Genomic DNA, 22,079 nt, shown 5'->3' on the forward strand with positions numbered 1-22,079 from the left:
GCGGCCATGAACACGAAGCCCGCCGATCAGCCCCTTTTCGAGACCCGACTGAAGCAGAGCGCCGTCGAGACGGAAACACTGCTGATGCGCCTTCTGTCATCGCAGGCGCTGGAAGACGAGATCGCCCGGCCGGAAAACCTGACCGCCGCCATGCGCCACGGAACGCTGAACGGCGGCAAGCGGTTGCGACCCTTCCTCGTTCTCGAAAGTGCCGCCCTGTTCGGCGGAGATCGCGAGACGGCACTGCGCATCGGTGCGGCACTCGAATGCCTGCACTGTTATTCGCTCATCCATGACGATTTGCCGGCCATGGACGATGACGACCTGCGCCGCGGCCAGCCGACGGTCCACAAGGCCTTCGATGAGGCCGTTGCGATCCTCGCCGGCGACAGCCTGCTGACCTACGCTTTCGATATCATTTCGGCGCAGGAAACCCGGCTTCCTGCTGACCGCAAGGTGCAGCTGATCTCTGCACTTGCCCGTGCTGCCGGTGTCGGCGGCATGGCAGGCGGACAAGCGCTCGATCTGGCGGCGGAAAAGAAGGCCCCCGATGAAGCCGGCATCCGCACCCTGCAGGCAATGAAGACCGGCGCATTGCTGCGGTTTGCCTGCGAGGCGGGGCCGGTCATTGCCGGCGCATCCGATGACGACCGCAAGCGGCTCCGGCTCTTCGGCGAAAAGATCGGCCTTGCCTTCCAGCTCGCCGACGACCTGCTCGACGTCACCTCCGATGCGGCAACGCTCGGCAAGGCAGCCGGCAAGGATGCCGGACGCGGCAAGGGCACGCTGGTCGGATTGCACGGGATGGATTGGGCGGAAAAGACGCTGAATGCGCTAACGGTGGAAGCTGTCGATCTGCTCGCGCCCTATGGCGAAAAGGCAGAAGTCCTGCAGCAGGCGGCGCGCTTCGTCGCCAATCGCCAGAGCTAAGCCGGCAAACAACCGACTTCACAGAGATAAACCCACCGCCGGCCTGAACAAGCCGACGGTGGGTTTGTTTTTACTGCTGGATCGGAGCGATCGCCACTTCGACGCGGCGGTTCTGCGCGCGGCCGTCCGGCGTTGCGTTGGAAGCGACCGGCTGCGACGGACCGAAGCCCATGGTCGAGATACGACGCTGGTCGACACCGCGACCGCCGAGATAGTTTGCGACCGATGCCGCGCGGCGCTCGGAAAGCGCCTGGTTATGCTGCAGGCTGCCGGTCGAGTCCGTATGACCGTTGACGTCGATATAGGTCTTGCCGAACTTGTTGAGCACGATCGCAACAGAATTCAGCGTATCGTAGAACGGCGGGATGACCTGGTCCTGGTCGGTTGCGAACGTGATGTTCGACGGCATATTGAGGATGATGCGGTCACCCTGGCGCGTCACGGAGACGCCGGTACCCTGCAACTGCTGGCGCAGTTCGGCTTCCTGGCGGTCCATGTAATTGCCGATCGCGCCACCGGCGAGACCGCCGATTGCGGCACCGATCAAGGCATTGCGGCCCTTGTTGCCGCCGCCGATGACGAGACCGCCGAGTGCGCCGATACCGGCACCGATTGCGGCGCCGCCCGCAGTGTTGGAAACCTTCTGCTCGCCCGTATACGGATCGGTCGTGGTGCAGGCAGAAAGGAAGGTCGCGGCCAGCGCGACAATGGCAAATTTCTTGAGCATTCGAATCGTTTCCCGTCCTAGGTGGTCGCACTTCCTTACCACGAAATGCGGCAAAACGAGGAAAAGGCTGCTTTCTCCCCATCATTGGCCACTGACGGGGAGATCACATGACTGCAAATTCCATCATGCGGCAGGAGGAAGGATTTCGATACGGTTGTGCAATCCGCTGGCAACGATGGCCGGAATATCCGGCGGCGTTATCGGCGGGAATACCGTCTGTCCGAATTCGACCCTGTCGCCGACATCGACAAAGAAAGCCTCATGCAGGCTGCCGGGCAAGTTGATGATCAGCATCCGCGCATCGGTTTTTCCGGGGTTTCTGAAAGCATGCACGGTGCCGGGCGCGATATGAAGCGCCTCGCCAGCTCCCTTCCTGTGCCAGATACCGTCGAGCAGGAACTCGTATTCACCCTCCAGAACATAGAAGGCCTCGTCATCCGCCTGCCGGTGCATCGGCGCGCCTTGTCCGGGCGCTGTGCGGTTCTCGATCAGGGTGAATTTGTCATTCGTCACGGCACTTCGAATATGGAAGGTCAGCAGATTGCCGAGAAAATGCACCGTCATCGGTGCGGTGTCGTTGGGATTGACCTTGGCGGTCATGTCGTCTTGTCCTCTCTTGTATTTGTGATACGATCGCCTCTTAATGAGACAAGTTTCTCATAAAGGAAATATGATGACAGGTCAAGTATTGCGCGAAACAGGCTCCGGACGGATCAACCAGAAGAAGAGAACGCGCGCCGAATTGCTGAAGACAGCACGAAAAATGATCGAGGATGGAATGTCGTTTTCGGTCGCGGATGTGGCCGATGCATCCGGTATTTCCCGCGCCACGGCCTATCGATACTTCTCCAAGCCGGACGACATTTTGCGCGAGGCCGCACTGGATGCGGTGGCGGAGCAGGTTCAGCTTTCCGACGAGGTTTCGAACAACGGCACGGTCGAGCAGCGGCTGGACGAGATGGTCGGCCGGATTTTCCGGATGGTCGCCGAAAACGAAAGCGTGTTTCGCGCATTTCTGGCAGCGTCGGTCACCGACGACCAGATCCCGCGCACGGGCCGCCGCCTTCCCTGGCTGTCGGAAGCGCTGCAGCCGATCGAGGAAAAGCTGTCGAAACCGGCTTACGAGACCCTGCTCGCCGGCCTGTCGCTACTGACAGGCATCGAAGCGATCATCGTGCTGCGCGACGTCTGCGCCATGGATATCGACAGGGGGGAAAAGGTCGTGCGCTGGTCTGCCCAGGCCATGCTTGCGAAAGCATTGGCCGAGGCGGAATGACTATTCGGCAGCCGAGCGGTTCTGGCCGAAACGGTTTTCGATATAGTCGGTGACGAGCTTCTCGAAATCGCCGGCAATGTTCGGGCCCTTCAGCGTCATCGCCTTCTTGCCGTCTATGAAGACGGGCGCGGATGGCGTTTCACCCGTACCCGGCAGCGAGATGCCGATATCGGCATGCTTGCTCTCGCCCGGACCATTGACGATGCAGCCCATGACGGCGACGTTGAGCGCTTCGACACCCGGATATTTCTCGCGCCAGATCGGCATGTTCTTGCGGATATCCGCCTGAATGTTCTGGGCCAGTTCCTGGAACACGGTCGAAGTCGTACGACCGCAACCCGGACACGCGGCGACGACCGGAATGAACTGGCGGAAGCCCATGACCTGCAGGATTTCCTGGGCCACCTGCACTTCCTTCGTCCGGTCGCCATTCGGCTCCGGCGTCAGCGAAACGCGGATCGTGTCGCCGATCCCGTGCTGCAGCACATAGCCCATGGCCGCCGAAGAGGCGACGATGCCCTTCGAGCCCATGCCCGCTTCAGTGAGACCAAGATGCAGCGCGTGGTTGGAGCGCTCGGCCAGCATGGAATAACAGGCGATCAGGTCCTGCACTTGGCTGACCTTGGCCGACAAGATGATGCGGTTGCGCGGCAGGCCGATCGATTCGGCAAGCTCGGCCGAGATAAGCGCCGACTGCACGATTGCCTCATGCATGACCTGACGGGCCGAAAGCGGCGAACCGGCTTCCGCATTGCGGTCCATCAGCGTCGTCAGGAGGTCCTGATCGAGCGAACCCCAGTTGACGCCGATACGCACCGGCTTGTCATGGCGGATCGCCATTTCGATAATGTCGCCGAACTGCTTGTCCTTCTTGTCCTTGAAGCCGACATTGCCCGGATTGATGCGATACTTTGCCAGCGCTTCGGCACAGGCCGGGTGATCGGAGAGCAGCTTGTGGCCGATATAGTGGAAATCGCCGACAAGCGGCACATCCATGCCGAGCCGCAGAAGGCGCTCGCGCACCTTGGGCACGGCAGCAGCACTTTCGTCGCGATCAACGGTGATGCGCACGATTTCCGAACCGGCTTTGTAGAGCGCTGCGACCTGCGCCACCGTCGCATCGATATCGGCCGTATCCGTATTGGTCATCGACTGCACGACGACCGGCGCACCGCCACCCACGATCACCCCGCCCACATCGACCGCAACGGTTTGACGGCGCGGTTTCGGATCGAAGTCTATGGGTGATGTCATGGTCGGGTCTCGGTGCCTACAAGCAGAGTTGCAATTCAGGTGGCGTATGCATTGCCGCTTGTCAACCACCGAGCCGTGTCAGTTTTGCGGCATCGGCCTCAATGATGCGCTCCATCCGCATGCCGGGCGAGCCGGGAGACCGCCAGCACGACGACGAGGAAACCCGACAACGCAAGGAAGATCGACGCCAGCCCGGTATGTTCGGCGACAAAGCCGATCACCGACGGCGCAAGCAGAATGCCGGAATAACCCATCGTCGTGACGACCGACAATCCGACACCGGCAGCCATGCCCGGCAGGTTGCCGGCAGCGGAAAACACGATCGGCACCATGTTGGAGATGCCTATGCCGGCCAGCGCAAAGCCGGCGATCGCAACGGTCGTATTTGGCGCAAGCCCGATGATCGCCAGCCCGCAGATCGCGATCGTGCCGCAGATCCGAAGCGTCATGACGGCACCCAGACGGTCGCGGATAAGGTCGCCGGCAAACCGCATGATCGCCATGGTGCAGGAGAAACCGGCAAAGGCGAAACCGGAAAGGGCGACGGACGCGCCAAGCTCGTTGCGCATGTAAAGCGCGCCCCAATCGAGGATGGCGCCTTCCGGGATCATGCAGAACAGCGCGATCACGCCGATCAGCCAGGGCAGCGGCGAACGCGGCAACCGGCTGCGTGTCTCGTCCTTGACTTCATCAGGATGTGGCGCGTCATGCAGCACAATCCTCCAGCAGAGGATGACCATCAGCGCCGCAATCAGCGTGACGATAATAGAATGGCTGAAAACCCCGAGCTTCTGGATCAGAAAACCGCCGCTCGATGCGCCAAGCAGGCCGCCGAGGCTCCAGAAAGCGTGGCAGGACGACATGATCGCCCGGCGCATATGCTTTTCGGTCGCCACCGCATTGGCATTCATCGCCACGTCCATCGCACCGATCAGGCCGCCGAACAGGAAGATTGCCACCACCCCGCTCCAGACTTCCCCGGTTACAGAAAGAAGCAGCAGCATGGGTGTCAGAAGCACCGCAGCGAATTTTGAAACCGTGCTCGACCCGAACCGGGCGATCTGGCTTCCGGCGATCGGCATCATCACGATCGAACCAACGCCGAAGACGAGGATCATCAGTCCCAGCTCTTTTTCGCTGAGGCCAAGGCGCGAGGCGAATTCCGGAATTTTCGGCGCCCAGGAACCGATCATGAAACCGTTCATCAGGAAAAGAAGCGCGACACCGGCCCGCTCCCTGGTCAGATAGGATCCAAGCGGCCGGCCGGCCTTCTCGATCTCGGATTGGCTCATGGGGTATTTCCTCTTGATGCATTTTTTTCGTTGATTGAGGCGGCCGCACCGCATCGATGTGCCTCGACACCCTGAAGACTTATCTTTTCCACCAGCGCCTCGTCGGCATCGGCCTCGAACACCAGCGACAAGGGGGCCTGAAGCGCATGCACATGAAACGCGGCCTTCAAGCCCAGCTTGTCCGAGGTGATGGCGGCGAGGCTGCGTCTGCTGGCAGCACAGGCCATACGCTTGAAGGCAGCGTCTTCAAAAATATCCGCGGCCAGCCCGTCTTCCAGCGTCAGGCCGCAGGCGCCGAGAATGCAAAGATCCGGCCGGATCATTTCCAACTGCCGGATGGCAGTCGCATCGAGCGCAGCCCCGACAGCCGGATCCACCCTGCCGCCGATCATGATCAGTTCGACGCCGGGTCGACCGGAGAGTTCTGCAGCAATTGCCGGCGTATTGGTGACGGCGGTCAGGCGAAAATTTTCAGGCAGGCTGCGGGCAACAGCAAGATTGGTCGACCCCGCGTCGAAGAAGACGACACTGCCTTCTTCAAGCAGTTCCACCACCTTTTGCCCCAGCATCACCTTGCGATCCGGCTGCTCTGAGATGCGCGTTTTCAGCGGAACCGTCGTGCCGCCCGGCAGCAGCGCCCCGCCATAGACCCGTTCGCATTCGCCCCGTCCCGCCATTTCCCTGAGGTCGCGCCGAACCGTATCCTCTGAAACACCGAACGCCTGCGCGAGATCCTGCGCCGCAACACGCCCCTTGGTGCGAAGTTCGGCAAGGATGCGCGCCTGTCTTTCACTGACAAATTGATCCATGCCGTAACCATGCACGATTCGGCATAAATACGCAATATCGTGCAAAAACACGAAATATGTCACAACGCAAAAAGGCGGCCCGCATGGCGAGCCGCCTTCTATCATTCATGCGCAAACCCTGTTCAGGCGGCGTAGACCACCAGCAGATCCTTGGCGTCGATCTGATCGCCGGCCTTGACGAGAACTTCCGTGATCACGCCGTCCTTTTCGGCATGCAGCGCGGTCTCCATCTTCATTGCCTCGATCGACAACAGCACATCGCCCGCCTGCACCGTCTGGCCGGAAGAGACGAAAACCGTCGAGACGACACCCGGCATCGGTGCGCCCAGATGCGCTGCATTGCCGGCTTCCGCCTTGCGGCGGACGGTACCGGAGGCGGCACGATTGCGGTCCGGCACCTTGATGCGGCGCGGCTGGCCGTTGAGTTCGAAGAACACTGTCACCATGCCCTGCGCATCTGCAGCGCTGATTGCCTGGTTGACGATAACCAGCGTCTTGCCCCGCTCGATATCGGCAAACATTTCCTCGCCGTCTGCCAAACCGTAAAAATAGGTGGGCGTCGGCAGCACGGAGACCGGGCCATAGGTTTCCGACGCCAGTGCGAAATCAGTGAACACCTTCGGATACATGAGATAAGAAGCGAACTCGAAGTCATCGACCTTACGGCCAAGCTTCTCCTCGATGTCCTTGCGCTCCTTGGCAAGATCGGCCGGCGGCAGCAGCGAACCGGGCACCGCCGTATAGGGCTTTTCGCCCTTCAGCGCCTTCTTCTGGATACCTTCCGGCCATCCGCCCGGAGGCTGGCCCAGATCGCCCTTCAGCATCGAAACGACCGATTCCGGGAAGGCGATATCCTTGTCCGGGTTCTCGACATCGGCCACCGTCAGGTCCTGGGACACCATCATCAGCGCCATGTCGCCGACGACCTTCGAAGACGGCGTCACCTTGACGATATCGCCGAACATCTGGTTCACGTCGGCATAGGTCTGGGCGACCTTGTGCCACTTGGTATCCAGCCCCAGCGAACGGGCCTGTTCCTTCAGGTTGGTGAACTGACCACCCGGCATCTCATGCAGATAGACTTCCGATGCCGGCCCCTTGAGATCGCTTTCGAAGGCCGCATACTGGTTGCGCACCGCTTCCCAGTAGAACGAGATTTTTCTGATCCATTCCGGATCGAGACCCGGATCGCGCTCGGAGCCCGAAAGAGCCTCGACGATCGAACCGAGACATGGCTGCGATGTATTGCCGGAAAACGCATCCATAGCCGCATCGACCACATCGACGCCGGCGTCGACGGCCGCAAGCACTGTGGCTGCCGAAATGCCCGATGTGTCATGCGTATGGAAATGGATCGGCAGCGATGTCGCGTCACGCAGCGCCTTGAACAGAACCTTGGCCGCGGCCGGCTTCAGAAGCCCGGCCATGTCCTTGACGGCAATGATATGCGCACCGGCCTTTTCCAGTTCCTGCGCCAGCCCGACATAATATTTGAGGTCGTATTTCGGCCGCGCCGAATTGCCGAGATCGCCGGTATAGCAGATCGCAGCCTCGCACAGCTTGCCTTCCTCGTTCACCGCATCCATCGACACTCGCATGTTGTCGACCCAGTTCAGGCAGTCGAACACGCGGAACAGATCGATGCCGCCGTTTTCTGAACTGCCCTTCGCCGCCTGACGGACGAAATATTTGACGACATTGTCGGGATAATTCTTGTAGCCGACGCCGTTTGCCCCGCGCAGAAGCATCTGCAGAAGGATGTTCGGAGCCGCCTCGCGGATCAGCGCCAGCCGCTCCCACGGATCTTCGGTGAGGAAGCGCATCGAAACGTCGAACGTCGCACCGCCCCAGCACTCCAGCGAGAAGAGGTTCGGCAACGCCCGTGCATAGACACCGGCAATGCTGGCAATGTCGTGGGTACGCATGCGGGTCGCGAGCAGCGACTGGTGGCCATCACGCATCGTCGTGTCGGTGATCAGCGCCCTGCCTTCGCCGCGAATCCATTCGGCAAACTTCTTCGGCCCCAGCTCATCGAGTTTCTGCTTGGTACCGGCCGGGATCGCCCCTTCGATGAACGGCAGGACGGGCTTCGAGATTTTGTCCGATGGCGTCGGCCGCCCCTTCGTCTCCGGATGGCCGTTGACGGTCACGTCGGCGAGATATGTCAGAAGCTTCGTCGCACGGTCGGCGCGCTTCACCTGTTCGAACAGTTCCGGCGTCGTATCGATAAACCGCGTCGTATAGGTGTTGTCGCGGAATTTCGGGTGCCCGATGATCGCTTCGAGGAAGGTCAGGTTTGTAGCCACACCACGAATACGGAATTCGCGCAACGCGCGATCCATGCGGCTGATCGCTTCTTGCGGCGTCGATCCCGAGGCCGTCACCTTGACCAGCAGCGGATCGTAATAACGGGTGATGATCGCACCCGTATAGGCCGTACCGCCATCCAGCCGGATACCGAAGCCGGCAGCCGAACGATAAGCGGTGATACGCCCGTAGTCCGGGATGAAGTTCTGTTCCGGATCTTCCGTGGTGATGCGGCACTGAAGGGCGTGGCCGTTGAGCCGGATATTCTCCTGGGCAGGCACGCCCGATTCCGGCGTACCGATTGCAAAGCCTTCCAGAATGTGGATCTGCGCCTTGACGATATCGATACCGGTCACGACTTCCGTCACCGTATGTTCGACCTGAATGCGCGGGTTCACTTCGATGAAGTAGAACTTGCCGGTCTCGGCATCCATCAGATACTCGACCGTGCCGGCGCCGACATAATTCGTTGCCTTGGCGATCTTCAGCGAATAGCCGGCAAGCTCAGCACGCTGCGCCTCGGAAAGATAAGGAGCCGGCGCGCGCTCCACCACCTTCTGGTTACGTCGCTGGATGGAACAATCGCGCTCGAACAGGTGCACGACATTGCCGTGCGTATCGCCCAGCACCTGACTTTCGACGTGACGGGCACGTTCGACCAGCTTCTCCAGATAGACCTCGTCCTTGCCGAAAGCCGCCTTCGCCTCGCGCTTGGCCTCGACGACTTCCTTGGCCAGGTCCTTGGGGTCGCGGATGGCGCGCATACCACGACCGCCGCCGCCCCAGGAAGCCTTCAGCATTATGGGATAACCGATTTCCTCGGCCATCCGCGCCACTTCTGCAGCGTCGTCCGGCAGTGGATCGGTTGCCGGCACGACCGGCACGCCGACGGAAATGGCCAGATTGCGGGCCGCCACCTTGTTACCGAGCTGCCGCATCGTATCGGGCCGCGGACCAATAAAGATGATGCCAGCCTCATCGCATGCATCGACGAATTCCGGGCTTTCCGACAGGAGCCCGTAGCCGGGATGGATCGCGTCGGCGCCGGAAAGTTTAGCGACCCGGATCACTTCCGGGATCGAGAGATAGCTCTCGATCGGCCCGAGATCCTTGGCAAGATGCGGGCCGCGGCCGACCTGATAGCTCTCGTCCGCCTTGAACCGGTGCAGCGAAAGTTTGTCTTCCTCCGCCCAGATCGCGACCGTCTTAATCCCGAGCTCGTTGGCAGCGCGGAAAACGCGGATTGCGATCTCGGATCGGTTGGCAACAAGGATCTTCTTTATCTGCAAAGCGCTCTCCCCACGGCAATTTGAGTTTGTTGCACCGCAAGAGATCAATATCCCTGAAATTACGCAAGTATAAAGTTGGCCGAAAATGGCACCTCAAGTTGCACAGATTGCCTCAGGCGATCAGCGCCAGGCGAAACGCCAGCGCAATCAAATGCTGCCGGTTGTTAGCACCGAGCTTTTCGTGCAGCCCGTTGATGTACCAATCGACTGTATGGCTGGAAATATCCAGCTCCTTTGCTATCTCGTTAGAGGTAAGCCCGTTGGCCAATAGAAGTGTGATTTCCATTTCACGCCGCGTCAATTGTACATCGCTCAAAGGCGCATTCTCGAAGATATCCGCCTTGTGGCGAAGCTCAAGCAACTTCCAGAAAACCGCTTTGGCAGCCGCATCGAACAGGCTGATTTCGGCCGGCGAGAGGTCGACCGGGTTACCCCCAACCGCGAAACTGCCGACAAGTCCGTTGCGGCCATGAACCGGAAACAGATATCCGTCGTGCAGCCCGTGCCGCGCGGCCTCCTGAAGCATCCTCTTCATTCGTTGACGATGCGGATCGGCCTTCAACGTCAAAAGCGCATCCTTCCAGCGGAACGGCCGTTGAGCCAGGCGCAGCCATCGAAGCGTCGGATCGATCAGCGAATATTTCCGTTGGGTATAGAGTTCCGTCCAGTTTGCCGGCCATTCGGCGGCAAGGATTGATCTCTGCAGATTGAGCTGCGGCAGGGGCTGGATGAGAAGACTGTAAAAATCAAACCCATAGCTACCGACCAGGCTTTCCAGCTCGGCGGTAACCTGTTCCGGCGTCTTTGCTTCCCCAAGCAACACCAGGAACTGGACAATCATGGTAATATTCAATACCGCCCCCGAGCCCGAACCGGGCATGCCGAATTACATAAGCTACAATTGCCGAGATAGTTTACACAGACGGTTAGGATTGATTGAAACCGGGCCGCCAAATCTAGCATCGCTGAATCGATAAACACCACAAATACGTGCATTCCTATTTTTCTACACGACACACCATAGCGACACAATCTCGCCTACGATAATGGCTTGGAATCGCCTTGTATTGTCCATAAAGCTCTGTGACCCACATTAGGGTGAAAGTGACTGAAGAGGTTAGACGGTTGACACTATTTCAGGTTTATGGGCGGGCACTTGGATACCTGGGCAAGAACAAGTGGCGCGTGACGGCAATCGTCATCGCCAACATCGTGCTGGCCGTGATCACCATCGCAGAGCCGATCCTGTTCGGCTGGATCATCGATGCGATATCCTCCGGCGGTGCAGTGACCAATGTCCTGATCCTATGGGCAGCTTTCGGCTTCTTCAATACGGTAGCATACGTACTCGTGGCCCGTGAGGCTGACCGGCTTGCACACGGCCGGCGTGCATCGCTGCTGACAGAGGCCTTCGGGCGGATCATCTCGATGCCGCTCTCCTGGCATCACCAGCGCGGCACTTCCAACGCCCTTCACACGCTGCTTCGCGCCGCCGAAAGCCTTTTCGGTCTCTGGCTCGAATTCATGCGCACGCATCTCGCAACCGCTGTGGCGATCCTCTTCCTGATCCCGACCGCAATCTCCATGGACTGGCGCCTCAGCCTCGTACTGCTCTGCCTCGCCGTCTTCTACTGGGTGATCGGCGTTGCGGTGATGAAGCGAACCAAGGAAGGCCAGGCCTCCGTGGAAAGCCACTATCACCAGGTGTTCTCGCATGTCAGCGATTCGATCAGCAACGTCTCGGTCCTGCATAGCTACAACCGTATCGAGGCTGAAACCCAGGCCCTCAAGGTCTATACCAAGGACCTGCTGAAAGCCCAGTATCCGGTTCTCGACTGGTGGGCGCTGGCAGGCGGCCTCAACCGCACGGCCTCGACCGTCTCCATGGGCGTTATCCTCGTCATCGGCACCACGCTCGTCCAGCGCGGCGAGATCCGCGTCGGTGATGTGGTCGCATTTATCGGTTTCGCCAACCTTCTGATCGCCCGCCTCGACCTGCTGCGCCAGTTCGCCACCCAGATTTTCGAGGCCCGCGCCAAGCTCGAAGATTTCTTCGCGCTCGAAGATTCCGTCGATGACCGCACCGAGCCCGCCAATGCCGGCGAGTTGCGCGATGTCAGCGGCGAGGTCGAATTCCGCGATGTGAGCTTCGGTTTCGCCAACACCAAACAGGGCGTTCACAACATCTCGTTTACCGCCAAGGCCGGTCAGACTGTTGCGATCGTCGGGCCGACGGGTGCCGGCAAGACAACCCTCATCAACCTTCTCCAGCGAGTTTACGATCCACAACAGGGCAAGATCCTGATCGACGGGATCGATATCTCGACCGTCACCCGCAAATCGCTGCGCCAGCAGATCGCCACCGTCTTCCAGGATGCCGGCCTTCTGAACCGCTCGATCAGCGACAATATCCGCCTCGGCCGCGAGGGTGCCACGGAAGCCGATATCATCAAAGCTGCGGAAGCCGCGGCCGCGACCGAATTCATCGAAGACCGCCTCAATGGTTATGAGACTGCGGTCGGCGAACGCGGCAACAAGCTGTCCGGTGGCGAACGCCAGCGTATCGCAATCGCTCGCGCAATCCTGAAAAATGCCCCGATCCTCGTTCTCGACGAGGCGACCAGTGCGCTCGACGTCGAAACCGAAGCCCGGGTGAAGGTAGCGATCGACAAGCTCCGGCAGGACCGCACCACCTTCATCATCGCCCACCGCCTGTCGACTGTCCGTGACGCCAACACCGTCATCTTCCTCGATGGCGGTCGTGTCGCCGAAGTGGGAAGTTATGACGAGCTGAGCCGCCTCGGCGGCCGCTTCGCCTCGCTCCTGCGAACCAGCGGCTTGCTGGACGACAGCGAGGATGATGACGCGTCGAAGAAGGACAAGAAACCGGAGGCGACGCCGAACCCGGCGTGATGCAGTTTTTTGGATAGATTACTATACGGCCCGGCGCTCCATAAGACGCCGGGCTTTTATGTTTGTGGGATAAGCCTTTTGCGTGGCGTCATCCTAGGGACACGCCTGAGCATGACGAAAGAGGCAGCGGTTCTTACGCGGGCTTGCCGCGGTGGGGACGAAATCCGCCCTCCCCGCAAAAAACATCATTGCCAATCAATCACCTGGCGAAAATCATCGCCGACGATCATCCCCACACCCGGCCAACCGCTTAACCTGATCACGTCATCAAGCAGGGGGCCGGGTCGCGAACCGGACGCCTACGGACGAAAGATCCGGCGCACGATGATGGTCGTTAAGCGGAAGGGCATGCCGTCAGGGCAAAGTCCTTCACCGGAACGGAAAAACGGGATGCTCCTCACCCGTCAACCTTCCGGAACGCTTCACGATCGGGCGGGCAGAATGCCTGACACCAATATCCACCCATTATCGCACTGCCCGCCTCCCCAATGAGCCGACCGTGACGGAATCTCCCGTTGCGGTCACCTGTGCTGCGCTTCTTTTCGATGGAGACTGCCTTATGCCGACGTAGAAAAGCATCGCCCCGAAAACCATTCCGGTTTCCGGGGCGATGCCATCTCATTCGATTGTCACGTCACGCAGTTGTCTGGCTTTGCGGCCTATTTGGACGACAGCAGAAACCCGCCATCCTTGCCGGCAGAATTGCCGTCGACGGTAACATTGCCGCCTTCGACCTTGATCTTGTGGGCCTTGCCCTCAATCGTCAGTTCGGCCTCGAAACCATCCCAGCCGGTCGGCAGCGACGGATCGACGGTCAGACGATCGCCGTTGCGCTTGATGCCGAGAATGCCCTCGATCGCCGCGCGATAGAGCCAGCCGGCGGAACCCGTATACCAGGTCCAGCCACCTCGGCTCTGATAGTCGCCGGCGCCATAGACATCGGCGGCAACGACGTAAGGTTCGACCCGATATGTTTCGGCCGCATCGCGATTGAGCGCGTGGTTGATGGGGTTGAGGATCTGGAAGCATTTCCAGGCATCGTCACCACGTTTCATCTGCGCCAGCGCCAGCACGACCCAGATGGCTGCATGCGTGTACTGACCGCCGTTTTCGCGGACACCGGGCGGATAGGCCTTGATATAGCCGGGATCCTGCCGGGTCTTTTCGAACGGCGGGGTGAACAGGCGGATGATGCCCGCCTCTTCGTCCACCAGCTGTTTCATCACCGCATCCATCGCCTGGTCACGCCGGTCCACCCGGCCTTCGCCGGAAAGTACGCTCCACGATTGGCCGAGGCTGTCGATGCGGCATTCGTCGCTCTTGGCAGAACCGAGCGGCGTGCCGTCATCGAAATAGCCGCGACGATAATAGTCGCCGTCCCAGCCGTCGGTTTCGAGCGCATCCTTCAGCGTGTCGATATGCTTCTTCCAGCGATCAACGCGCTTCTTGTCCTTGCGCGCTTCGGCGTAAGGAATGAAGTCACGCAGGGCAGCCGCCAGGAACCAGCCGAGCCAGACACTCATGCCGCGGCCTGCAACGCCGACACGGTTCATGCCGTCGTTCCAGTCGCCGCCGAGCATCAAGGGCAGGCCCATGTCGCCGGTACGGTCGATAGCAAGATCGAGCGCACGCGCCGCATGTTCGTAGAGGTCGGCGATCTCGTTCGTCACCTCGGGCTGGATGAAGGCATCGTGCTTCGTCTTTTCGAGGATCGGACCGGAGAGGAACGGCAACTGCTCTTCCAGAATGGTCTGGTCGCCGGTGACCGAGACATACTGGTTGATCGCATAGGCGAGCCACACCACGTCGTCGGAGATCGTCGTGCGCACGCCGGAGCCGTTATGCGGCAGCCACCAGTGCATCACGTCGCCTTCCTTGAACTGGCGCGACGCCGCATTGATGATCTGCCGGCGGGCAAGCGACGGCTCGTGCACGAGGAAGGCCAGCGTATCCTGCAACTGGTCGCGGAAGCCGAATGCACCCGATGCCTGATAGAAGGCGGTACGGGCCATGATGCGGCAACCGAGCGCCTGATAGGGCAGCCAGTGGTTGACCATGTTGTCGAGCGACTTGTCCGGCGTCGAGATTTTCAGACGACCGGTGAACTCGTTCCAGAAGCCACGGTTCTCTGCCAGCGCACCGTCGAACCTGACGGTCTTGAGCTCGGCGGAAAGCGCAACTGCCTCCTCCTTCGTTGCGGCATCACCGAGGAAGAAGGTGACTTCCGTTTCCTGACCCGGAGCAAGCTCCACGTCATAGGCGAGCGCCGCACACGGATCGCCATCGAGATCGAGCGAACCGCTGAGTGAGGACACACCCGCCACCGCAGCCGGCATCTGAACCGAGCCGAAGCGGCCGACGAATTCGCGACGGCTTGCCGTGAAGCCGGTCGGCATCTCGCTCATGCCGAGGAAGGCAAAGCGGCTGAAATTGATGCTGAACGCGTTGTTGGCAAACAGCGTGCCCGTCGCCTCGTCCCGCGAAGGCAGGATGAAGGGAACAGTCTTTGCCGTGTTCGCACCGAGCAGCCATTCGACATAACCGTAAAGCTTCAGCTTCTTCGTTTCCGAGCCGGAGTTCTTCAGCTTGATATGCGAGAACTTGGCATGACGCGTCCGGTCGACGGTCTGGGTCAGTTCCAGCTTCAGGCCGTCCTCTTCGGACGAGAAGACCGAATAACCGAGGCCGTGGCGGGCTTCGAACAGGACTTCCGGGCGACGCGAGAGCGCAGCGAACGGCGTATAAACCTTGTTCGTTTCCGTATCGGATACGTAGAAACCTTCACCCGGACGGTTGATAACGAGATCATTGGTCCAAGGCGTCAGCTGGTAGTCACGGGAGTTTTCCGCCCAGGAGAAGCCTGCACCTTCGGCCGAAACGTGGAAGCCGAACGTATCGTTGGAGATGACGTTGATCCACGGATGCGGCGTCGACTGGCCACCGTTGAGGCGGACCACATATTCGTTGCCCTCTTCCGAGAAGCCGCCGATGCCGTTCCAGAATTCGAGATCCGTAGGCTCCTTCGGCAGGACTTCGGGAGCGGCAAAGATCTCGCCGTTCAGAAGCGGACGACGATCGGCATCGATCTGCTGTTCCGTCGAAGGCGCAAAGATCGTGCTCGTACGGTTGAGCTGATCCCCGAATTGGCCGTTACGGGCATGCAGGACGACGCGGGAAGCGGCGATCAGGCCATCAGCGCCCGCGCCTTCCAGAAGATCGCGGCGCAGCGTGAACACATGCGTGCGTCCGCCTTCCTGGCCCATGCGGGTCGCCATCTGCTCGATCGACTGCTGCATGTCCTGTGCATCGTCGGCCCCGCGCTCGTTGAAGATCACGAGATCGGAGACTACGCCGCGCGAACGCAGATATTGCTGCGCCAGGATGGCTTCCTTGGCGACCGGCATGTCCGCCTCGTCATTGATCCGCAGCGTGAATATCGGAAGGTCGCCCGAAACCGAGGACGGCCAGAGGCCCGACTGCTTCTGCATGCCTGCCTGCAGCGTCTGCTGGTCGGCGCGAAGCTGCATGTCGGGATAGACGAGATAACGGGCCAGATGCTGGAAGACGGCCGCATCCTGCGAGGTGACGCCGAGATGGCGCATCTGCATCTGCGTACGCGTCCAGGCCTGGGTCAGTTCGCTCTGGAAGCTTTCGGCGTGGCGATAATGTTCAATCGCCTTGTCGAGATCTTCGCGTTTCGGTGCTGCGATCGTCCAGAAGACGACGCTGACCTTCTTGCCGGCCGGAACCCGCACGCTGCGGCGCAGCGATAGGATCGGATCGAGCGTGAAGCCGTCGGTATTCGACAGCGACGCGCCCGGATCGAAGGCAGCAGCCTCCGACAGCGTGCGGCCACGGCCGAGGAATTTGCGGCGGTCGGTTTCGTATTCGGTCGGGCGGTCCGTTCCGGCGTGGTCGGCGGCGAGATGCGCAACCAGCATGTCCGGTTCGCTGTGATCGCGCTTGTTGCGCCATGCGCGGATCACGTCGCCGCGCTTGCCGATTTCGGTATTGATAAACATGCGCGAGAAGACCGGGTGGCCGTTATCGCCGTCATCACCCGCAATCACCGGCTCCATATAGGAGGTGACTTCGATGAAACGGTCTTCGGTGCCCATATTGAGCAGCGTCACGCGACGGCCTTCGGCATCGTGCTCGGTGCCGACGATGACCTCGACCGTGCTGGTCAGGTCGCCGACCGTCTTGTGGAACTCGGCCTTTTCGTCGCCGAACACAGCCTTCGACTGCTCGCCTTCCGCACGACGCGGTTCGGTCGTGGTCGACCACCAGTCATTGGTCGCCGTATCGCGTAGGAAGATGAACTGACCCCAGCGATCTTCCGTCGGATCTGGTCTCCAGCGCGAAACGGAGAGGCCGTTCCAGCGGGAGTAACCCGAACCGGTCGCCGTCATCATTAGCGAGTAATGACCGTTGGAGAGCAGCACCAGTTCGCGGTCCTTGGTGGCCGGGCTGGTGATCGTGCGAATTTCCGGACGAAGCAACTCGCCGCCGCCGGTACCCGGCTTTTCCTCGTGCTTGGCGCTCATCACCGGAATGTCGCGCGGCGCCTTTTCCTGCAGCAGCAGTTCGGCCGCCTCGATCACCGGATCGGCGTGGAAGAGCTCGCGCAGCAAGCCGTTCATGACGACGTTGGCAACAGCAGCAATCGACATGCCATGGTGGTGGGCATAGTAGTTGTAGACGACAGCGCAGCGCTTGCCTTCCGGCACACGGGTCGGTGTGAAGTCGACCGCATCGTGGAAACCGTAAATGCCGAGCGCACCGAGTTCGCGCAGTTCGGCAAGGTTTTCGACCGCTGCCGTCGGGTCGTACTGGCTGGCAAGGATCGACGCGTAAGGCGCGATGACGGCGTTCTGGCCGAGACCACGCTTCAGACCCAGCGTCGGCACACCGAAATTGGTGTACTGGTAGTGCATCTGATGGTCGAGCGCGTTGAACGCGGCTTCCGAAATGCCCCACGGCGTGCCGAGGCGGCGGCCATGGTTCATCTGTTCCTTGACGATCAGGTTGTTGGTCTGGTTGAGGATACCGCCCTGACGCTCCTGCATGACGAGCGGCGGCATCAGGTATTCGAACATCGAACCCGACCAGGACACCAGCGCACCGCGCGCACCGATCGGCACGACATGGCGGCCGAGCTTGTACCAGTGCTCGTTCGGCAGGTCGCCCTTGGCGATGCCGAACAGGCTGGTGAGGCGAGCCTCGGACGCGAGCAGGTCATAGCAGGCTTCGTCGACTTCGTTGCTCTCGACCCGGTAACCGATCGACAGAAGACGACGATCCTTGCGGAACAGGAACTTGAAGTCCATCGCAAAGGCGATCTTGCGGGCACGGACACTAAGCGACGCGAGGCGATCGCGCAGCTCTTCGACATTGGCGTTATCGAAGGTACTGTCGGCAATATGCGCTTCGCAGGCGGTTACCAGCGAGGCGGCCCACTTGGTCACTTCCTCGCTCTGGCTGGAGCGAACTTCGTGGTCGAGATTGTGCGAAAGCTTCTGGATCTCGCGCGCCAGCACCGACAGGTTGATGATGCGGATCGAGGCGAACTCGTGCTCGCGCTTGACGGCGGCAAGCGCATTGGCAAAGCCGTTGATCCGCTCTTCGAGACGGCGACGCAGCGGACGCACGGTCTTGCGATCGTCGGGAAGCGCCTTCAGCGTTTCACCGAGAATGCCGGCGACATCACCCAGACCATCGAGATTGCCCTGCAGATGCGCCGACGGCGCTTCTGCCCAGATGCGGCAGGCAGACGAAATCGCAATCAGGTGACCGGCGAAGTTACCGCTGTCGACCGACGACACGTAGCGCGGCATCAGCGGCTTCATCGTGTCGATATGATACCAGTTATACATGTGGCCGCGGAACTTGTCGGCCTTTTCGACGGTCGCAAGCGTCTGCTCAAGCCGTTCGATCGTCTCGGCAAAGCTGATCCAGCCGAAGTGACGCGCCGAAATGGTCGACAGGAGATAGACGCCGATATTGGTCGGCGAGGTGCGCTTGGCGACCGACGGATTCGGCTTTTCCTGATAGTTGTCCGGCGGCAGATAGCTGTGTTCCGGCGTCACGAACATTTCGAAATAACGCCAGGTGCGGCGCGCGATCTTGCGCAGCTCGACCGACACGTTTTCCGGCACGAACAGCTTGTCTTCCGTCTCGGCCGACTGGCTGACATACCAGGCAACGAGCGGCGAGAAGATCCACAGGATTGCAAACGGAATGCCGACGAGGAAGGCATTGTCGCCCGGGATGGCGGCAAGAATGATGCTGAGCACGGCAATTGCCGGCGCATGCCACATCGACCGGTAATAATCGGTCGGGCTGCCCTGCGCATTCGACTGGATAGACGCAGCCGTCTTCCATTCCAGCATCAGCTTGCGGGAAACGAACAGGCGATAGAGCGAACGGCCGATCGCGTCCGTCATGATGCAGGCAGAATCGGCAATGAAGACGATCCGGAGCGCCACCTGAGCATTGGTCGAGCGGACGTCGGACCAGACAGAATAGAAATGCGCCTTGGCGACGTTGTCGCTCGAACGCGGCAAAAGATTGGTCAGAAGCGAGATCGTCGGAGCGACGAACAGCGAGAAGATCAGCAAAATCTGCCAGATCAGCGCGCCAAGCGGGTCCATGCAATACCAGCCGAGCACGGAGGCGAAGAACCATGCGATCGGAGTGAGCGACCGGCGCAGGTTATCGAGCATCTTCCAACGACCGAGCGCGGTCACACCACGCTTGGCGTCGATGATGTAAGGGATGAGCTGCCAGTCGCCGCGTGCCCAGCGATGCTGGCGCGAAACTTCGACTTCGTAACGGGTCGGGAAATCCTCGACCAGCTCGACATCGGTGACAAGAGCGCAACGCGCGAAAGACCCTTCGAGAAGGTCGTGGGAGAGAACCGCGTTTTCTTCGATACGGCCCTTCAGCGATGCCTCGAAGGCATCGACGTGATAGAGGCCCTTGCCGGTGAACGAACCTTCAGCGGTCAGGTCCTGATAGACGTCGGAGACGGCGAAGACGTAAGGGTCGAGACCGCGGCCGACCGAGAAGACGCGCTGGAAGACCGAGGCTTCCGTGCCGGTCGTCAGCGACGGCGTGACGCGCGGCTGCATCAGGCCGTAGCCCTTGACCACCTGGTTGGTTTCAGGATCGAGAACCGGGCGGTTGATGGGGTGGTGCATCTTGCCGACGAGCTTGGTCGCCGCATCGCGGATGAGGCGGGTATCGGCATCGAGCGTCATCACATACTGGATGTTTGCCGGAACCGTGTTGGCGCCCTGGAGATAGGTCGTATCGCGGTCGCCGCGCAGAAGCAGGTTCAGCTCATGCAGCTTTCCGCGCTTGCGCTCCCAGCCCATCCATACGCCTTCGTTCGGATTGAACAGGCGACGACGATGGAGAAGGAAGAACCGGTCGCTTGCCACCTCGTCCTTGTAACGCGCGTTGAGCGCCACGATTTCGCGCTTGGCATAATCGAGGATTTCTAGATCGGCTTCGGTCTGCTCAACCTTGCTGTCGCGCCAGTCGGACAGCAGCGAGAAATAGATCTCGCCCTGCGGGTTGGCGAGATAATGAACCTCGAGATTGCGCACCAGTTCATCGACCGTATCGCGGTCGGTAATCAGGCACGGCACGACGACGAGCGTCTTTGCCTCTTCCGGAATGCCTTCCTTGAATTCGTAACCGACAAGCCGCGCCGGTTTAACGAAATAGGTGACGACCGTGTTGAACAGGCCGGTCGCGCCTTCCGAAGCAGGAAGCGCAAACATCAGGAGCAGGAAGAAAACGACGATCAGCGGGATCGCGGCCTGAACCAGGAAATGGCCTGTGATCGCCAGGGCAAGCACGGTCAGCAGGATCACCGGAGCGGCAATCGCGAGCCAGTTCAGCTTGCGATAGGCGCGCACGGCCCGCTGCAGGATCGGCGGGTGATAATTGACGGCTGCCTCCAGTTCCTTGCGGTGACGGCCGACGATGAATGCGCCTACATTGGTCTCGCGTACATCCGGGTCTTTTTCGGCCGCTTCCTGCGAAAGCTTGATAGCGGCCTGGGTGACTTCGGCTTCGCTGCGCTTGGAAAGGCGCGCGAGCTTTTCGATGCGGTTGCGATAGGCGTTGCGCGAACCGAAATCGAGCGCTTCGTAATCGGTATGCTCGCGAAACAGCTTGTCGATCTGCGAGACGTCCTCGAACCAGACGCTCCATTCCGTATCGATGATGAGACGCAGGCTCTTGATGATATTGCCCATCGTCACATTGCCGGAAGACAGACGGCTCTGCTCCGACTGCGTGACGGTCTCGACATCCGTGCCGACCTCGGCAAGGCGCTGTTCAATCCACTGCGTGGCGAACGTCGTCGACTGAGAGGCATTGCGCATTCTATAGAGGAACTGAGCTGCAAACGTGTTGTCGCGCACCAGATCCGCAACACCGGCCAGCACCTTGGCGCTTTCGGTCTCGTCGTTCAGGCGGATGATCTCGTCGGCCACGTCATTGGCGCGCTTGCGCATGTTGCGCGAACGGTCGACGCGGGTGGCGATACGGCGCAGGTTCTCGATCAGCACGAAGCGGATGAAGGACGGCAGCGCCCAAAGTTCGCCGATTTCGAGCGGTTCGTTTTCCTGGAAACCCTCGACCATGGCGGCCAGCGTCTCGCGGTTCACGCCCGAATGGGTATGCGCCACGTAAAGCCATGCGAGCGCCAGAACGCGCGGCATCTTCTGTCCCTGGACGACGCGGGTCGGCAGTTGCTTGAAGAACTTTTTAGGAAAATCGCGGCGGACTTCCTGGATCGCCTCTTCGACGATGTAATAGTTGTCGAGCAGCCATTCGGCCGCCGGCGTGATCGAGGCACCGGCGTCCACGTCGAGAGCCGCAGCGCGATAGACGCGAAGGATTTCCTTCTCGTTGTCGGAATGCTGCTGGAAGAACTCGAAGGACATGAGGCCGGGAAGATCTTCCCCCTCGCCGCGGCCGAGCCTTACGCCGCAGTCTCTCAGGTCGTCTATCGTCAGATAGCTCGCACGGATCGAATCATTGTGATCGATCTGCTTGACGTCTGTTTCGCGCGAGGAGCCGGGCTTCGGAGTATCAAGGGACATGGACACGCTTCTGAATGAAAGATCGGGGTTTATCGGCCAAATTTCTTGGGCCTACGCCGGAAGATCACGTCGCCATCTGGGAAATGGCGCCAAGTTCCGGTGCAATCCGCGCGAAGGGAGATAGAGGCCGGCTTGAATATTGCAAATCAAAGACACCAAT

The 22,079-nt window shown here is 60.4% G+C and carries 11 protein-coding genes; 3 read left to right on the forward strand and 8 right to left on the reverse strand.

Going from position 1 to position 22,079, the window contains the following annotated elements; all coding sequences use genetic code 11:
- Positions 1 to 6 precede the first annotated feature (6 nt).
- Complete coding sequence (locus tag ACI3K0_RS22840) at positions 7 to 930, forward strand: polyprenyl synthetase family protein (protein WP_183829202.1); 924 nt, start codon at positions 7 to 9, stop codon at positions 928 to 930.
- 70 nt (positions 931 to 1,000) lie between these two features.
- Here ACI3K0_RS22840 and ACI3K0_RS22845 read toward each other — a convergent pair whose 3' ends face one another.
- Both ACI3K0_RS22845 and ACI3K0_RS22850 read right to left on the reverse strand, forming a co-directional pair.
- Positions 1,001 to 1,657: an OmpA family protein gene (locus tag ACI3K0_RS22845; protein WP_148147748.1), complete on the reverse strand. Its 657-nt coding sequence runs from the start codon at positions 1,655 to 1,657 to the stop codon at positions 1,001 to 1,003.
- A gap of 123 nt (positions 1,658 to 1,780) precedes the next feature.
- A complete protein-coding gene (locus ACI3K0_RS22850; RefSeq protein WP_183829208.1) occupies positions 1,781 to 2,257 on the reverse strand; it encodes a cupin domain-containing protein in 477 nt (158 codons plus the stop codon).
- A gap of 73 nt (positions 2,258 to 2,330) precedes the next feature.
- On the opposite strand from ACI3K0_RS22850, the gene ACI3K0_RS22855 reads away from it, so the two are divergent.
- On the forward strand, positions 2,331 to 2,933 hold the full coding sequence (locus ACI3K0_RS22855) for a TetR/AcrR family transcriptional regulator (RefSeq protein ID WP_183829211.1): 603 nt from the start codon (positions 2,331 to 2,333) through the stop codon (positions 2,931 to 2,933).
- On the opposite strand, the gene ispG is transcribed toward ACI3K0_RS22855, so the two are convergent.
- From ispG to ACI3K0_RS22880, 5 genes are all read right to left on the reverse strand, one after another.
- Positions 2,934 to 4,187, reverse strand: a complete 1,254-nt coding sequence (gene ispG / locus ACI3K0_RS22860; RefSeq protein WP_183829214.1) for a flavodoxin-dependent (E)-4-hydroxy-3-methylbut-2-enyl-diphosphate synthase — start codon at positions 4,185 to 4,187, stop codon at positions 2,934 to 2,936.
- Positions 4,188 to 4,285: 98 nt separating this feature from the next.
- Positions 4,286 to 5,479, reverse strand: coding sequence for an MFS transporter (locus tag ACI3K0_RS22865; protein ID WP_404946303.1), 1,194 nt, complete (start codon positions 5,477 to 5,479; stop codon positions 4,286 to 4,288).
- Entirely contained in the window at positions 5,476 to 6,288 is an 813-nt protein-coding gene (locus ACI3K0_RS22870; protein WP_183829220.1) for a DeoR/GlpR family DNA-binding transcription regulator, read from the reverse strand. Before ACI3K0_RS22870 ends, ACI3K0_RS22865 begins: the two co-directional genes overlap by 4 nt.
- Positions 6,289 to 6,410: 122 nt before the next feature.
- Positions 6,411 to 9,884, reverse strand: a complete 3,474-nt coding sequence (gene pyc, locus ACI3K0_RS22875; RefSeq protein WP_183829222.1) for a pyruvate carboxylase — start codon at positions 9,882 to 9,884, stop codon at positions 6,411 to 6,413.
- 112 nt (positions 9,885 to 9,996) lie between these two features.
- The gene (locus tag ACI3K0_RS22880) at positions 9,997 to 10,737 is read right to left on the reverse strand and encodes a LuxR family transcriptional regulator (RefSeq protein ID WP_183829225.1); all 741 of its coding nucleotides are present in this window, start codon (positions 10,735 to 10,737) and stop codon (positions 9,997 to 9,999) included.
- Positions 10,738 to 11,009: 272 nt separating this feature from the next.
- On the opposite strand from ACI3K0_RS22880, the gene ACI3K0_RS22885 reads away from it, so the two are divergent.
- Positions 11,010 to 12,797, forward strand: a complete 1,788-nt coding sequence (locus ACI3K0_RS22885; RefSeq protein WP_183829228.1) for a glucan ABC transporter ATP-binding protein/ permease — start codon at positions 11,010 to 11,012, stop codon at positions 12,795 to 12,797.
- A gap of 659 nt (positions 12,798 to 13,456) precedes the next feature.
- On the opposite strand, the gene ACI3K0_RS22890 is transcribed toward ACI3K0_RS22885, so the two are convergent.
- Complete coding sequence (locus ACI3K0_RS22890) at positions 13,457 to 21,919, reverse strand: GH36-type glycosyl hydrolase domain-containing protein (RefSeq protein WP_404946304.1); 8,463 nt, start codon at positions 21,917 to 21,919, stop codon at positions 13,457 to 13,459.
- Positions 21,920 to 22,079 lie beyond the last annotated feature (160 nt).

Source organism: Rhizobium sp. ZW T2_16 (assembly GCF_044987325.1).
GTDB lineage: Bacteria > Pseudomonadota > Alphaproteobacteria > Rhizobiales > Rhizobiaceae > Neorhizobium > Neorhizobium cellulosilyticum.

Bases quoted from the DNA above. Each gene is read 5' to 3' on its own strand.
- ACI3K0_RS22850 (WP_183829208.1), bottom strand. From the start codon at position 2,257: ATGACCGCCAAGGTCAATCCCAACGACACCGCACCGATGACGGTGCAT.
- ACI3K0_RS22865 (WP_404946303.1), bottom strand. From the start codon at position 5,479: ATGAGCCAATCCGAGATCGAGAAGGCCGGCCGGCCGCTTGGATCCTAT.
- ACI3K0_RS22845 (WP_148147748.1), bottom strand. From the start codon at position 1,657: ATGCTCAAGAAATTTGCCATTGTCGCGCTGGCCGCGACCTTCCTTTCT.
- ACI3K0_RS22855 (WP_183829211.1), top strand. From the start codon at position 2,331: ATGACAGGTCAAGTATTGCGCGAAACAGGCTCCGGACGGATCAACCAG.
- ACI3K0_RS22840 (WP_183829202.1), top strand. From the start codon at position 7: ATGAACACGAAGCCCGCCGATCAGCCCCTTTTCGAGACCCGACTGAAG.
- ACI3K0_RS22890 (WP_404946304.1), bottom strand. From the start codon at position 21,919: ATGTCCCTTGATACTCCGAAGCCCGGCTCCTCGCGCGAAACAGACGTC.
- ACI3K0_RS22870 (WP_183829220.1), bottom strand. From the start codon at position 6,288: ATGGATCAATTTGTCAGTGAAAGACAGGCGCGCATCCTTGCCGAACTT.
- ispG (WP_183829214.1), bottom strand. From the start codon at position 4,187: ATGACATCACCCATAGACTTCGATCCGAAACCGCGCCGTCAAACCGTT.